Annotated in this window: 13 protein-coding genes; 2 read left to right on the top strand and 11 right to left on the bottom strand. The window is 53.4% G+C overall.

All coding sequences use genetic code 11. The features are described 5' to 3' along the window. Positions 1-67: 67 nt before the first annotated feature. The 8 genes from D467_RS0101005 to D467_RS0100970 all read right to left on the bottom strand — a co-directional run bounded on the left by D467_RS0101005 (position 68) and on the right by D467_RS0100970 (position 8561). Positions 68-1351 carry a TRAP transporter large permease gene (locus D467_RS0101005; RefSeq protein ID WP_018915638.1) on the bottom strand — a complete coding sequence of 428 codons (1284 nt, stop codon included), beginning with the start codon at positions 1349-1351 and terminating at the stop codon, positions 68-70. A gap of 11 nt (positions 1352-1362) precedes the next feature. Then, positions 1363-1836 carry a TRAP transporter small permease gene (locus D467_RS0101000; RefSeq protein WP_018915637.1) on the bottom strand — a complete coding sequence of 158 codons (474 nt, stop codon included), beginning with the start codon at positions 1834-1836 and terminating at the stop codon, positions 1363-1365. 58 nt (positions 1837-1894) lie between these two features. Beyond that, the gene (locus tag D467_RS0100995) at positions 1895-2881 is read right to left on the bottom strand and encodes a C4-dicarboxylate TRAP transporter substrate-binding protein (RefSeq protein WP_018915636.1); all 987 of its coding nucleotides are present in this window, start codon (positions 2879-2881) and stop codon (positions 1895-1897) included. Between the two features lie 48 nt (positions 2882-2929). Then, positions 2930-4081: a mannitol dehydrogenase family protein gene (locus D467_RS0100990; protein ID WP_018915635.1), complete on the bottom strand. Its 1152-nt coding sequence runs from the start codon at positions 4079-4081 to the stop codon at positions 2930-2932. Continuing rightward, the gene (locus D467_RS0100985) at positions 4078-5715 is read right to left on the bottom strand and encodes a UxaA family hydrolase (protein ID WP_018915634.1); all 1638 of its coding nucleotides are present in this window, start codon (positions 5713-5715) and stop codon (positions 4078-4080) included. The genes D467_RS0100990 and D467_RS0100985 overlap by 4 nt, the downstream gene beginning before the upstream one ends. Then, complete coding sequence (locus D467_RS0100980) at positions 5712-6749, bottom strand: zinc-binding alcohol dehydrogenase family protein (protein WP_018915633.1); 1038 nt, start codon at positions 6747-6749, stop codon at positions 5712-5714. The genes D467_RS0100985 and D467_RS0100980 overlap by 4 nt, the downstream gene beginning before the upstream one ends. A gap of 206 nt (positions 6750-6955) precedes the next feature. Continuing rightward, positions 6956-7798, bottom strand: a complete 843-nt coding sequence (locus D467_RS0100975; RefSeq protein WP_018915632.1) for a fumarylacetoacetate hydrolase family protein — start codon at positions 7796-7798, stop codon at positions 6956-6958. Between the two features lie 22 nt (positions 7799-7820). Next, positions 7821-8561, bottom strand: coding sequence for an SDR family oxidoreductase (locus D467_RS0100970; RefSeq protein ID WP_018915631.1), 741 nt, complete (start codon positions 8559-8561; stop codon positions 7821-7823). 227 nt (positions 8562-8788) lie between these two features. Between D467_RS0100970 and D467_RS0100965 the strand changes: the two genes are divergently transcribed. Further along, complete coding sequence (locus tag D467_RS0100965) at positions 8789-9544, top strand: FadR/GntR family transcriptional regulator (protein ID WP_018915630.1); 756 nt, start codon at positions 8789-8791, stop codon at positions 9542-9544. A 20-nt stretch (positions 9545-9564) separates the two neighbouring features. Here the strand turns inward: D467_RS0100965 and D467_RS0100960 are convergent, their stop codons facing one another. Genes D467_RS0100960 through D467_RS0100950 form a run of 3 tightly spaced genes read right to left on the bottom strand, consistent with a single transcriptional unit; the run spans position 9565 to position 12928 of the window. After that, positions 9565-10569 carry a methyltransferase gene (locus D467_RS0100960; RefSeq protein ID WP_018915629.1) on the bottom strand — a complete coding sequence of 335 codons (1005 nt, stop codon included), beginning with the start codon at positions 10567-10569 and terminating at the stop codon, positions 9565-9567. Then, positions 10566-11375: a methyltransferase domain-containing protein gene (locus D467_RS0100955; RefSeq protein WP_018915628.1), complete on the bottom strand. Its 810-nt coding sequence runs from the start codon at positions 11373-11375 to the stop codon at positions 10566-10568. Before D467_RS0100955 ends, D467_RS0100960 begins: the two co-directional genes overlap by 4 nt. Before the next feature lie 44 nt (positions 11376-11419). Further along, positions 11420-12928: an amidase gene (locus D467_RS0100950; RefSeq protein ID WP_018915627.1), complete on the bottom strand. Its 1509-nt coding sequence runs from the start codon at positions 12926-12928 to the stop codon at positions 11420-11422. Positions 12929-13124: 196 nt separating this feature from the next. Here D467_RS0100950 and D467_RS0100945 point away from each other — a divergent pair, with 196 nt between their 5' ends. Beyond that, positions 13125-14135 carry a LacI family DNA-binding transcriptional regulator gene (locus D467_RS0100945; protein ID WP_018915626.1) on the top strand — a complete coding sequence of 337 codons (1011 nt, stop codon included), beginning with the start codon at positions 13125-13127 and terminating at the stop codon, positions 14133-14135. Positions 14136-14163 lie beyond the last annotated feature (28 nt).

The raw sequence follows: 14163 nt of genomic DNA, 5'->3' as shown, positions 1-14163 counted from the left end.
CAAGTGTGAGGAAATATTGAGCTAGCCTTTTCACCCTTGCCCCTGCTGTGCATAGAAACCACCGCGATTAGAAAACAAGCGTAGGCAACATCAATGAAAGCGCTGGAATAAAGGTTACCAGTAGCAAAATGCCTACCATTACCAGCCAGAAAGGCATGACAGCGCGAATAAAGGATGAAACGTTAATACCCGTGATACTGCAGGTAGTAAACATCACCGTGCCTAACGGCGGCGTAATCGTGCCAATGGTGGCATTGATAATGAAAATGATGCCAAAGTGAACGGGATCCACACCAAACTGAGCAGCTACCGGCGCCAGCAGCGGTGAAAGTACGATCAAAATGGCGTTGCCTTCTAGAAACATGCCTAAGATTAATAACAACACGTTCGCTAGCAATAGGAAGGCGACAGCACTGCCAACCTGGGTAGACAACATCATAGCGATCTCCTGAGGAATTTGTTCCCAGGTAAGAAAACGTGCAAAACCTGATGCGACGGCAATGATGAAAAGCACATTAACCGATGCCAAGAGCGATTCATTGGTCGCCAGCGCTATCGTTTTGGGGGTCATCTGCTTATAAATGAAAACACCCACGATGAGAGCATAAAGCACCGCAATAGCCCCTGCCTCTGTTGGCGTAAAAACGCCAATTCGGATACCGCCAATAACGACCAGAGGCAGCATCAAAGCGATAAGACCGGCACGCGTCACGCTAATCCACTCCTTACGCGCTACTTTCGCTCGCTGGGGTGGCTGGTAGCCGTAACGCCGACACAAGAAGGACACCAGCACCATTAGGCTGATTGCCATCAAAACGCCAGGAACCACACCAGCAAGAAAAAGCCGTCCAATGGAAACATTATTGACGTAGCCATACACGATCAAGGCGATGCCGGGCGGAATAGTCGAGGTAATGAGTGACGAAGCTGCGGTTACCGCACTAGAAAAAGGTACGGGGTAACCTTTAGCAGTCATGCTAGGCACCAACAGTTTGGCATTCATGGCTGCGTCGGCAATATTAGAGCCCGATAGCCCACCCATGAAAGTACTTAACAACACATTGGCTTGTGCTAATCCACCATGCATACGGCGTGTCAGCAATTCAGCAAGCTTCAGCAACCGGTCGGTAATGCCTGAATAGTTCATGAAAACACCCGCCATAATGAAAAATGGAATGGCGAGTAAAGAAACCGACTCCAGACCACCGGCCAGACGCTGAATAAGCAGCATCATGGGTTGGTCAGCCCCTACGATGAAATAGAGAAACGTCGAAAAAAACAGTGCAAACGCGACGGGGGTACCTAATAGAAACAGTAAAAACAGTGCGCCAAGCGCAATACTGACAGCCATGTGGTTAGCTCCTAAGATGAATGTTGCCGAACCAGCCGCACGACACAGTGATAAATCATTACCACTGCACTAACGGGGATCGCCACATGAATCCAGTAATAGGGAATTTGCAGCATCGGTGTACTGCGATACGCTGAAAAGCTGAGTAGCTGAGTCCCCCAATAAAGCATGACCGCGGCACTCACTAAGATGATGCCCACACTGAATATTTGTTCGTTCCAATGCGCCAATCGTGGTGGGAGTTTATCGGTCACAAAACTAATAAACACATGCTCCCTGCGGCGCACCAAGGCGCTGGCGCCCAGGAATGAGGCCCACACTAAAAGCATTTGAAGAATCTCTTCCGTCCAGGCCAAGGGGCTGTTAAACAAATAGCGCATGAATATATTGCTAATCGCCACCAGGAAGAGCGCAAAAATGGCGGCGGTCGCGATGACTTCATCAAGACGCATGAATCGATCTAGCCACGTGAAGATACGCTGCATATCAGACACCTCAACTTGGTTCCCCGGCTAACCGGGGAACCATGCGATCACAGGATGATCAGCCGTTAATGATTTCGTAAACCTTGTCGTACAGACCATCGCTCCATTGAGGAAAGGCGGATGGAATCTGCTGTGCAGCCCGCTCGCGGAAAGGCGCGATATCAACTTCATGAATCTCCACGCCTTCACTACGTAAACTCTCTAGTGCCTGTTCGCTGTTATCCGCTACCAGCTCAGAGAGATACTCTGCCATCTGCTGGCCGGTATCCGTCATAATTTGCTGCTGCTCTTCACTGAGCTGATCCCAAAAAGACTTTCCGGTAACAAAAGGCGCCACGGTATGCATATGAGACGTCAAGCTAAGTTGTTTCACCACCTCGTGGAACTTGCCCCCGTAAAGTACCGCTGTAGGATTCTCAACGCCGTCGACTATCCCCTGCGCCAACGCAGGATAAACGTCACCCAGTGACATCGGCGTGGGTGTGGCGCCCATGGCACGTATGGCTTCCACATACATTTGCGAGTTTTGAACGCGGATACGCATACCATCAAGGTCAGCAGGACTGCTAACTGGCTCGCGTGATAGCAGGTGGCGTGCACCATATACCGCATTTGGGATAACGATGTGATAGCCAGATCCATCTACCTTTGCCATTTGCTCAGCAAACCATTCCGAGTCAAAAATCTTGAGCTTCGACTCAAAATCTTCACTCAGATAAGGCGCATCCAATACGGCAAGGTCGGGAACTGAATCGAGAAAGTTACTGTAAGCAGTAATTGAGATAATCGGCGCACCAAAGCGCGCCTGTTCCATCACCTCAGTTTCCGAACCCAGCTGGCTTGCGGGAAACGCTTTCAGTTCCAGCTCACCATTACTCGCCTCACTTACCCATTCGGCCCACTGCTTAACGGCTACATCCACCGGCTCGCCGGGCTGGTTGCCGTACGCAACGCGGATCTCAGTGCTGGCGTGAGCAGTCGTAGCAACGCTAAGCGTTGTAACAGTTGCAAGCGTAATAGCCATAGACAGTTTATTCAGGCGCATTAAGCACTCCTCTTCTTCTTGTGTTTAACCGTAGGTGTGGTGTCTGCTTTAAAGCAGTGTTGTTTTATCGTTAATCTTTGGTATTGCTGTTCGTTTAAGCGCCTCACTAAGCCCAGGCGTGGGTATTGCGTAGTTTTCTGCCATACACACCACTGGTTTTAGACGGCGATTAAGCTTATCGCTGTGGTACTGAGCAATATCTTCTAGAGGGTGATTCAAGAAAGGATTATCAAAACGTTCCAGCGTGCTCTGCCAGTAGGCGTTTAAATCCATATCCGGTAATTCAAAAGCCAAGACAGGCAGCACCTCTTTTTCCATAACCTCACTGAGCGCCTTGCGCAGCTTTGGCTCTCGCATGGCCTCTCTTACATAGGTAATGGAATCGGTCAAATCAAGCTTGAGCCACTGATCAACCAAATACGTATGCGCCAGATTAAGGATATGCAGCTTGCGTAACTCATAAGGCTGCAATGAACTCACGACCTCAATGGCAGGATGCTCAAAAGGCATAATCAGGCATGGGGTTTGCTGAACGGCCCAGAGTGCATAAGGTTCAGCGACCGCGCCAACCGGTTCCAGGGGTGCCGAGACGATCCGATCTACCAATGTATTGACCCAGCAGCATTCGACATCCAGCCAAGTACTGAAATAAGCATTGTGGTAGTCCTGGCGCGCTAGCTTGGAAACAATCTCTTTGAGCACTTGAGCATTGCTGCCGATCAATTCGCAGGGCAGTAGCGTAAGGCCTGGCCGCTGTGCCTTGAAACGTGCATAAAGCAGCTTAGTCAACTTGCCTGGAAAGCTTGCGGGAACAGCAGCAAGACTGGTATCACCGGTCACGTCGTAACCGCTATCACCCGTATTGGAAATCACCCAGCGAGCCGTCTGAATAAAGTGACGTTCTAATGCTTCCCAGTCGTCTTGTGCCACAAGGCAGCCAGCGACACTGCTAACGGAAAGGTGCTCCTCAATGGGTACACCATTACGCAACCCCTTAATATGCAGCGGATAGCTATCCTGCTGAGCCAGCGCATTTGCCTTGGCTTTGCCTTCAGGGCGCGCGGAAGTCTGCACCACAAGCACCGCTTCACGGCCTCCTTCCTCCACGATAGCGGAGCTTGCAAAGGCAGCAACGTGGCCGAGTAAAAACCGACTAGTACCAAACTGAACAATGCTCGCCTGGGAGAGAGGCTGCCTCACAATGACACCCCTCTCTTCCAAGGAATAAAGTCCAACTGTGCAAGCCGTGCAGCCTTCGATATATAACGCCCAGACGCTGTTTCAATACAGAGCGTTAGCAATTCATCGGCCAATTGGGCAATGCTCGCTTCACCGCGGATGATCGGCCCAGCATCGAAGTCGATCACATCGCTCATGCGGCTTGCGAGTTCGCTATTGCTTGAAATCTTAATCACAGGCGCCACAGGGTTGCCGGTTGGAGTCCCTAGACCTGTAGTAAATAGCACCAGGTTAGCGCCGGACCCAACCAGGCCGGTAGTCGACTCTACATCGTTACCCGGCGTACATAACAGGTTCAGCCCCTTACGCGTCATGGGCTCGGTGTAATCGAGTACATCAACCACGGGACTGTCTCCGCCTTTTTTGGCAGCGCCCGCTGACTTCATGGCATCGGTAATCAGACCATCACGCACATTTCCAGGTGAAGGGTTCATGGAGAAGTCAGCGCCCACCGCGTGGGCATGACGCTGATAAGCAGCCATTAATGCGGTGAAACGTTCAGCCACCTGCGGGTTACGACAGCGCGCCAAAAGCTCGTGCTCTACACCGCACAGTTCAGGGAACTCACTTAGGATACCGCTACCACCCAGCGCCACCAGGCGATCCACAACAGCACCTACCACAGGGTTTGCGGAAAGTCCGGAAAAGCCATCCGACCCGCCGCATTCAACGCCCAAGGTAAGTTCAGAAAGCGGCGCTGGCTGCCGAGTCACTTGATTGGCCTGCTTGAGACCATCAAAAATCGCTGTCAATGCATCGCGAATCAGCACCTCTTCGCTTTCAGACCGCTGCTGCTCGAAGTAGCTGACTGGCTTGTGGCCGCTTGGGTCACGTTTTGCAATGGCTTCTTGCAACATGGTGATCTGTGCTTTCTGGCAGCCCAGGCTGAGCACCGTTGCGCCAGCAACATTTGGATGACAGATGTAGCCTGCGAGCAGTTCACATAGCGCGTCAGCATCGCCGTCTGTGCCACCGCAGCCTTGCTGATGAATCAGAAAGCGCACGCCATCAACATTAGGAAACAGACGCTCCCCAGCGGGAGCCGCTGATTCGGCAATATCTTGTCCATGTAACAGCTGTCTAGCCATGCGCTTATAATCATAAAAGGGGTCGTCGCCCAAGGCATCCGCGACACACTGGCGCAACACTTCAATATTACGGTTTTCACAAAAAACCAGAGGCACCACTAGCCACACGTTGGCCGTTCCCACCTTGCCATCCGGGCGGTGGTAGCCAGCAAATGTCGTCTTCTCGAACGCAGTTACCTCAGGTGGCTGCCAGGCTTTTTGGCTAATCTTCGTGGATAACTCGTCCGTTGCATGCACCACGTTTTCGGTCGTAATCGCGCCACCCGCCGCAATGGGTTGTGTTGCTTTACCCACCCTTACGCCGTACATGATGACAATATCGCCAACCGCCATATCGCTTAGCGCAAACTTATGCTTGTGGCGAACGAAGCCAGGCAGCGTGATGTTAACGTCTTGATCCTCGATCACTGCGCCTGCTGGTAAGTCGGTCAAAGCAACTCGAACATTATCCAGTGCGTGGACACGCAGCGTGAGATGGGGCGTTTGAGTTGTAATCAGATTACTCACGAATGCGCTTCCTCAGTATCGATGGAAATCATAGCCTTGATGACCTGATTGGCGGGGTCACACCACTGAGGCATTTTTAAAGGAACATCGGCAAGCGGTGCCCGGTGAGTAATCATCGCATCGGCGTTGATAGCACCACTCTCCATTAGTGACACCACACAATCAAAGTCTTCACGCGTGGCGTTGCGGCTACCCATCAGCGTCAGTTCTTTTTTATGGAAGTCAGGATCGTTAAAGGTGATATCAGCTTTCACTACGCTAACCAACACATAGCGCCCACCATGGCCTGCAAGACCGAACCCTGCCTGCATGGCGCGGGGATTACCGGTGGCATCGAACACCACATCCGCTAACGCTCCATCATTTAGTGTGCTGATCAGGGCTGCCACCTCAACGTCTTGTGGATTCGCGACAGCATCGGCCCCCAGCACATCACGGCAAAACGCTAATCGCGAAGCATTGGTGTCCACCATCAATATGCGTGCGCCTCGGCTTTTTGCCACCTGAAGAACGCCCATGCCAATCGGGCCTGCTCCGACAATCACCGCCAGCTCACCCGCTTGCAGCGCACTACGTCTTACCGCATGGGCACCAATCGCCATGCACTCTACCAATGCAAGCTGATCGATAGAGAGGGTTTCGGAAACTACCAGGTGTGTAGTGGGAACAGCCAAGTACTCCGCCATTCCACCATCTTTATGCACCCCAATGACCTGCATACTCTGGCAGCAGTTTGTCTTGCCCTGCTGGCAGGCGCGGCACTCGCCGCAATGTAAATAAGGAATAACGTAAACCTGCTTGCCCAGCAGATGTTGAGCTGGGCTATCCGCCACCTCAACGACCTCTCCTGCGAGCTCATGACCAAGCACGCGTGGATATTCAAAATAGGGCTGATTACCCCCATAGGCATGGATATCCGTGCCGCAGATGCCAATGCGCCGAATGCGTACCAGGGCATGTCCTGCCGGACATTCAGGCTTAGCGTAGTGACGCAGTTCAAGGTGATGCGGCTTTGAACAAACAAGCGCTTGCATTAATGTGCTCCTTTCCGCCAAGCACAGGCCACTATAGAACCAGCCTGACAGGTGCTTTGGTCTATTGGTCAGTCCTTTGGAGGTATAAAAATCCTTCAAGGCCTGCCGCTCTCGGTAAATTAGGTATTAGCGGCGAATAGAGCCGCCAATACCTATTTTCTTACTGTTTATATTTCTACTATCTATATTTCTACTATCTAAATTTTCTATGCCTGAACTACACGCTGACTCTGCTCGCCCAGGCCATCAATACCTAATCGCATGCGCTGGCCATCCCGCAGATACACTTGAGGCTGCTGGCCCATACCGACCCCCGGAGGCGTACCGGTCGAAATAACGTCGCCCGGCTGAAGGCTCATAAAACGGCTTAGGTAACTGATAAGAAAAGGCACCTGATACACCATGGTCTGGGTGCTGCCATCCTGATAACGTTTGCCATCCACTTCAAGCCACATGCCCAACTGGTGTGGGTCCGCTACTTCATCACGGGTTACCAGCCAAGGGCCTAGCGGGCCAAACGTATCGCAGCCTTTGCCTTTATCCCAGGTGCCGCTGCGCTCAAGCTGGAACGCGCGCTCAGAGACATCATTCACAACACAGTAGCCCGCCACATGAGACATGGCGTCGGCCTCGTCGATGTAACGACCGCCCTTGCCGATAATGACACCAAGCTCAACTTCCCAGTCGGTCTTTTCCGAGCCGCGGGGAATTTCCACATCATCGTTAGGCCCGCAGATAGCGCTGGTCCATTTATTGAAAATGACCGGCTCAGGCGGCACTTCAGCACCGGTTTCAGCGGCGTGATCCGAGTAGTTGAGACCGATGCAGATAAACTTGCCTACGCGAGCCACACAGGGGCCCAAGCGAACATCATCAGCTACTTTCGGCAACGTTGTTAAATCCATATCGCGTAGCTGCTGCAACTTACTGTCGCTCAATACGTCGCCCGCGATATCATCAACGATAGAGGAAAGATCGCGTACCTTTCCCTGGCTATCCACAATGCCTGGCTTTTCCTGACCCGGCTGTCCAAAGCGTAATAGTTTCATATTGTTATACCTCCTAAAGTAATCAGTTAGCCCAGCCGCCATCAATCAACTGTGCGGTACCCGTAATGAACTGTGATTCATCGCTGGCCAGGAAAGTGGCCAATGCCGCCACTTCCTCTACCCGCCCTAGCCTGCCCATCGGTTGACGTGCAATAAAAGATGCCAGCACGTCAGCTTCGCTGCGCCCTTCTCGACCGGCCTGCTCTGCAATACGCTGTTTCAACGAGGGAGACTCGACGGTACCTGGGCAAATGGCATTGCAGCGAACACCCTGGGTCATAAAGTCGGCGGCTACCGACTTGGTAAGACCGATAACCGCCGCTTTGGAGGCCCCATAAGCACAGCGGTTGGCAACACCTTTAACGCTTGATGCCAGAGACGCCATATTGATAATGCTGCCCCCGCCTTTTGATAACATGCCGGGTAAAAAAGCCTGGAGCGTATAAAACATGGAAGTGACGTTCAGATCCATAGACCGTTGCCAGGTCGCCTCGTCGCACTCAAGTACCGTGCCACCCGGCACCATCCCCGCACAGTTAAACAGTATGTCCAAGTCTGGCAGCGTAGCGGCCAATTCGTTGATTGCCTGACTATCCGTTACATCCAGGCGATAGGCTTCAACGCCCGGCATATCTTGTAAGGTAGAAATATCAATATCGGTGGCGAATACACGTGCGCCTTCGGCAACAAATCGCTCGACGCTTGCACGCCCAATGCCGTTCGCGGCGGCGGTGATTAATGCAGTTTTATTTTTAAGTCTCATACGATGTCACTTCCCTAATAGCGATGGCACGCCTCTGGAAATCGTGGGAACATACTTAGGGTCAGGTCGTCCAGATATACAATGGCCTGACCAATGAATCGAGTATGAGCGAGAGATATTGATCCTGGCAATCCTCAAAAAGGCCAATCATGGGCTTTTTGGGATGAACTTTAGTCGCAATGAATATTGATCGAGAATATTAAAGATACGGATAGGAAAGACCACGAATGCCCATTCAAGCCATCCGCTCACAACGACTTTATCGCCAGATCGCTGACCAGTTGCAGCAGTTGATCAATAATGGAGAGTTTCCCCCTGGAACCCTTCTTCCACCCGAGCGCGAGCTTGCACAATCCCTTGGCGTCAGCCGGGCGTCAGTAAGAGAAGCCTTGATTGCTTTGGAAGTGGTTGGTCAGGTTGCCGTACGAGTCGGGCACGGTGTCGTTGTACTTGAGTCCCGATCAGTGCCTTTGGAGCCGGTGATGCGTGCAGCGGCACGTACAGAGCCATGGGCACTGGATCCAGAATTCGAGAGTGAAATTGAGCTTAACCTAGACGAAGAAATCCCTCCGTTTTCCCTTCTTCAGACACGCCGCTATCTAGAGCCGGAAATTGCGGCGTTAGCGGCTATGAATGCGACCGATGACGACATAAAGTCGATCCGACTAGCCCTTGAGCGCAATTTCTTTGATAACGCCAACGGTAGACGTAACTGTGCTGGGGATCGATTGCTGCATATCCGTATAGCAGAAGCATCAAACAATGCCGCTTACGCGCTTATCATCAAGCATCTGCTTGGTCACCAGTATGGCGCTATGTTCCGTCGTCTTCAGGATCTATACATGGAAACGGATATGCCAAAGCGCTCCCAGGGCGATCACGAGCAAATCGTTAACGCGATTGAAAATCGTGATCCGGCCGCTGCTCGCCATGCAATGGAAGCCCATTTAGACCATGTTCTAAATGTTTTCTTTGCCGAGTAATGCTCGATTAAAAATAAGCATTAACGGCCTAATTTACTTGCCCCATAAACCCGGAAACGCCGGTTATCGGCAAATGCTTCAAAGCTTCCAAAGGCGTCCGTCAGAACATCTGGATAAGGCAAAAACACATTCGCCACAATGACCAACCGCCCACGGTTGGCAAGATGCTCCGGTGCCTGGCGAATCAGGCGTTGACTAGGCCCGTAGCTAACATCTCGCTCCTGGTGAAACGGCGGGTTGCTGATAATAAAATCAAAGGTCTGGCTTTCCAGCGCGCTATACACATCGCTTTGCAAAACGTGCCCATCGACCTGATTGGCCTCCAGCGTGCGGCGCGTCGCCTCAACGGCAAAGGCGCTGACATCCACCGCGGTTACCGCGTGGCCCCGCTTGGCAAGCCAGGCGCTGATAATGCCATCGCCACAGCCCATATCGAGAACACGCTGAGGCGTTTCGGGCAGTTCTTTTTCCAGGCTTTCCAATAGCAGCAACGTGCCTTCATCTACCTTGCCATGCCCAAAGACGCCGGGGTGGCTGACAAGCGTTAAGCCCAATGCCTCAAAGCGCTGCCAGGCGTCTTGCAGAGTGTTCTCAAGTGCGACGGTGCGCGTAGCAAACAGTGAACAGCGCCGCGCGTTATCGCGCTTGTCACAAACCATCCCCCGCTCTGCGAGTACTTTAGGCACGCGCTTTACGCCGCCACTGTGCTCGCCGACAATCTCAATAGCCGTACCCGCCGGTAAAACGCTGCATAGCCACTCAAGCCACCAAATGCCTAGTTGGTGCGCCTTGGGCCAGAACAATACTATCTCGCCGTGGATAACGGCATTTTCAGGCAGCGTGAAAGGACTGTAAGCCTGTTTACCTACCGCTTGCCACTCGCTTAGCACACCAAGATCACCGCTGATAACGCCTGCGGATTGTGCGATTAACCAGCCATCAGCCGGTGGCGCTACGACCATAAGTGCCGTGTAGTCATCCTGTTGACGTTCCAGCAGTTGACAGGCGGGCGTTTGGGCACTCATTGGGAAGCCTCCGGTTTGATCAGCGTATAAAGTAAATAACGACCCAGCCGCCAGTGCGGGTCTTGTTGGCAGTACTGCTTTTCAAGCGCCAGCAGCGTTTCACGCTCTTTATCGCTGGCGGGTGGCTGGCGCAGGTAATCCTGAAACACGCGGATACCCGCGACGCTTGCCACTTCAAGACTGTTTTCCGCCCCCCACTCAACTACCTCAGCGTGGGTGACCGGCGAAATAGGCGTTAAGCGCTGCCGCTTGCCCTTGCCTTCCAGGCGATCACTTAGCACCTTTTCCAGATTGCCCTTCACTGCATTGGAGAAGCGCAGCGCATCGCGGTTAAACACCATCAGGCTTAACTGGCCACCGGGCGCAAGCAGGCTGGCCAAGTGAGCTATCGCTGAGCGCGGGTCACCCAACCATTCAAGCACCGCGTGGCAGGTAATCAAAGGCCAGGGCCCCGGCGCTTGCTGGCCTAAATCCTGTAGCGGGGCGTGCACGTAGGCCATCGCCTCGCTAGGCAGCCGCTTAGCTTCACTGTGCCAGTGCCTGGCATAGGTGAGCATATCCAGGGAAGGCTCCGCCATGGTGACCGGGTGCTGGCGTTCGGCAAACCAGGCAGCCTGCTGACCTAACCCGCCGCCGATATCCAGCACCGGCTGCTGGGTTAGTTCAAGCATTTGAGGCAACAGATAATCCAGCATCGCCAAGCGCAGCTCGCCGCGGGGCGCCTGATAGAGCGAGCGCGAAAACTTATCGACCAGACCGTCGAAGTAGCGGTCCCCAGCGTCGGTTAATTCATAGGTTGGATGCATGCATAAGGCCAGGCGGCGAATCAAGGCCGCGTAGTTTAACCTGACTAAGAGCGGAACGCTTGCCGCGGTAATTGATGCTGCCAGACATCGTGACGTTCTAATGCCGCAGCAAGCTTTAAAAGCTGTTTATCTTCACCAAGCCGCCCGACTATTTGCACGCCCACCGGCAGCCCGTTGGCGGCAATATGCAAAGGCACTGACATGGCGGGCTGGCCCGTCAAATTGGCTAATTGCGTGAACGGTGTGCGGCCAAGCGCATCCACTGCCAATCGCTTTAACAAGCCTGCCTTTAGCGCCAGCGACGATACCCCTGGAATCGCTAGCATAGACATTAATCGCTCACGTGCCGCTGACGGGTAGAGCTCACCAATTTGGGGCGCGGTATCGGCGGTTACCGGCATCACCAGCGCGTCAAAGCGTTGATGAAAATGGCTCATCTGTTCAGCGGCCACATGCCAATGGCGTTTAGCCAGCTCGTAGTCCTGAGCCAAAAGCTTGCTTCCCAACCGGCCGATGGCGCGTGTGGCAGGCTCGATCGCCAAGCGTCGAACCGGCACGCCAGTCTGTTGGCTAATCCAGCGAAGGTCCGCCGCTAAATGGCCAAGGTAAAGCGTCAGGTAGCTATCCGCCAAAGCTTCTCCATCTACAGGCGGGTCGCACCACTCCACCTCATGCCCCATGTCCGTTAACGCGGCGGCCGCTTTATCAACTGCTGCTTTGACCTCCGGATTCAACTGCGTGCCCAAATCACGACTTAAGGGCTCGCCAAGCGACACGGCAATACGTAACCGTTTAGGTGGGGCAGCCAGCGCCGCCACATAACCCGTTTCACGGGGCACCGGGTAAGGACCAGAAGGCGCCATGCCGTTCACCTGCTCCAATAGCGCCGCGCTATCGCGCACACTGCGGGTCACTGCATGCTCAATAACCGCACCTTGCCATACTTCACCATGACCAGGAGCAAGCGGCACCCGGCCACGAGTAGGCTTAAACCCAAATAGACCGCAATAGCTGGCAGGGATACGGATCGAACCACCGCCATCTCCGGCCAGCGCCAAAGGTACTATTCCACTGGCCACGGCGGCTGCCGCCCCGCCGCTTGAACCACCGGGGGAATACCCTGCCCGCCAGGGGTTAACCGGGTGCGGAAAGGCCTTAGGTTCGGTTATTCCCATCAACCCCAATTCAGGTGTCGCCGTTTGCCCAACGATTACCAGGCCTGCGGCTCTTGAGCGCTGGATAAGCAAAGCGTCCTCTTTGGGACACCACTGCGATAGCGCGGCGCTGCCGAAAGCCAATGGCTCTCCGGCCAGCCCCATCAACAGGTCTTTACTCAAGGTGGGCACGCCGCTAAAGAGCGCGTTATCGGAGACGTCCCTGCTTTCCTTCCGGGCTTTCTCAAAACGCGTTCTGACGACCGCATGCAGAATAGGATTCAGCGTTTCAATGGCGTTAAAGGCAGCCTCTAAAACGTTTTCCTGGCTCACCTCACGGCGGCGAATCAACTCGGCCAAGCCAGTGGCATCGTACTGCTGGTATTCATGTAGCTGCATTGCGTGCGCCTATTATGCTTTTCCCTCAGCCTAGCAGAGGGCTTTAATTAATTTTTCTTAACGCTCTCATTTTCTCTGCACTTTCTCACTGAGCCTTAAGGCGTATTGCCTTTAAATTCAAAACTCACTATGTTGGAAAACAAACTGGGAACGTTCCCATTTTGGTTGTTAAACAGATTACTCAACGGATTCCCCCATGCCCGTTACCTCATCTCGCACCACGCTTATTGAAGTCGCCAAGTTGGCGGGCACTTCTAAAACCAGCGTATCGCGTTTTTTTGGCCCAGAGCGCGAGCGGCTAACGCCCAAGCTTCAAACGCGCATTGCCGAAGCCGCTAATACCTTGGGTTATCAGCCCAACTTAATGGCACGGGGCCTTAAAGGCGGTGGTTCACGCTTATTGGGAATGCTGGTAGCCGACATCCGTAACCCTTTTTCAGTGGCCGTTGTTCACGGCGTGGAACAGGCTGCCCGCGCAAGCGGCTATTCGTTGATCGTCTGCAATACTGATAACGACCCAAAACAAGAGCAGCAGCATTTACGCCTGCTGTCGGCCTATCAGGTAGAGGGCTTGATTATTAATGCTTCCGGGCAGCCTGAAGCACAGCTACAGGCAATAAGGCGCAGCGGGGTGCCACTGGTACTGCTTGACCGCGATATTCACCAGCTTGACGCCGCGGTGATTGGGCTTGATAACGCCTTGGCCATTGATATGGCGCTGGAGCATTTGATGGAGCAAGGGTATCGATCGATTCTCTATGCCAGTGAGTCACCTGATTACGCCAGCGCCCGCCAAGAGCGACTGCAGCGCTTTACTCAACAGACAGCAACCTTAGGCATAAACGGCCAGACGTTGATACTGAACAATGCCTTGGATCACACGCAAACGTTAAACGCATTTGCCAGGCGTTCTGTTTCAGCTCCAGGCGCGGTGCTATGCGCTAACGGTAACATCACGCTCACTATGACACGCATTTTTCAAAAGCAGGGAATCGCCATAGGCCCCACCGGTTTAATGGGCATTGATGAGCTGGCGTGGTGTGAGCTGATAACCCCCGGCATAACTACCCTGGCCCAGCCTACTAATGATATCGGCCAGGCTGCGGTCAGCTGTTTGCTCAACCAGCTTAATGGCCTAGCGCAGACATCGCCCACACGCCACCGCCACGCTCCGCGCTTGCAGGTCCGCGGTAGCACGACCCCCTAAGCACGACTCAAAACACGTTTAAACAAGA

Origin of the sequence: Vreelandella zhanjiangensis DSM 21076 (genome assembly GCF_000377665.1) — a bacterium.
GTDB classification, from domain to species: domain Bacteria; phylum Pseudomonadota; class Gammaproteobacteria; order Pseudomonadales; family Halomonadaceae; genus Vreelandella; species Vreelandella zhanjiangensis.
This window is presented reverse-complemented; position numbering and strand designations above follow the sequence as displayed.

Bases quoted from the DNA above. Each gene is read 5' to 3' on its own strand.
- D467_RS0100945 (WP_018915626.1), top strand. From the start codon at position 13,125: ATGCCCGTTACCTCATCTCGCACCACGCTTATTGAAGTCGCCAAGTTG.
- D467_RS0101005 (WP_018915638.1), bottom strand. From the start codon at position 1,351: ATGGCTGTCAGTATTGCGCTTGGCGCACTGTTTTTACTGTTTCTATTA.
- D467_RS0100975 (WP_018915632.1), bottom strand. From the start codon at position 7,798: ATGAAACTATTACGCTTTGGACAGCCGGGTCAGGAAAAGCCAGGCATT.
- D467_RS0100995 (WP_018915636.1), bottom strand. From the start codon at position 2,881: ATGCGCCTGAATAAACTGTCTATGGCTATTACGCTTGCAACTGTTACA.
- D467_RS0100960 (WP_018915629.1), bottom strand. From the start codon at position 10,569: ATGAGTGCCCAAACGCCCGCCTGTCAACTGCTGGAACGTCAACAGGAT.
- D467_RS0100980 (WP_018915633.1), bottom strand. From the start codon at position 6,749: ATGCAAGCGCTTGTTTGTTCAAAGCCGCATCACCTTGAACTGCGTCAC.
- D467_RS0100970 (WP_018915631.1), bottom strand. From the start codon at position 8,561: ATGAGACTTAAAAATAAAACTGCATTAATCACCGCCGCCGCGAACGGC.
- D467_RS0100950 (WP_018915627.1), bottom strand. From the start codon at position 12,928: ATGCAGCTACATGAATACCAGCAGTACGATGCCACTGGCTTGGCCGAG.
- D467_RS0101000 (WP_018915637.1), bottom strand. From the start codon at position 1,836: ATGCAGCGTATCTTCACGTGGCTAGATCGATTCATGCGTCTTGATGAA.
- D467_RS0100965 (WP_018915630.1), top strand. From the start codon at position 8,789: ATGCCCATTCAAGCCATCCGCTCACAACGACTTTATCGCCAGATCGCT.
- D467_RS0100955 (WP_018915628.1), bottom strand. From the start codon at position 11,375: ATGCATCCAACCTATGAATTAACCGACGCTGGGGACCGCTACTTCGAC.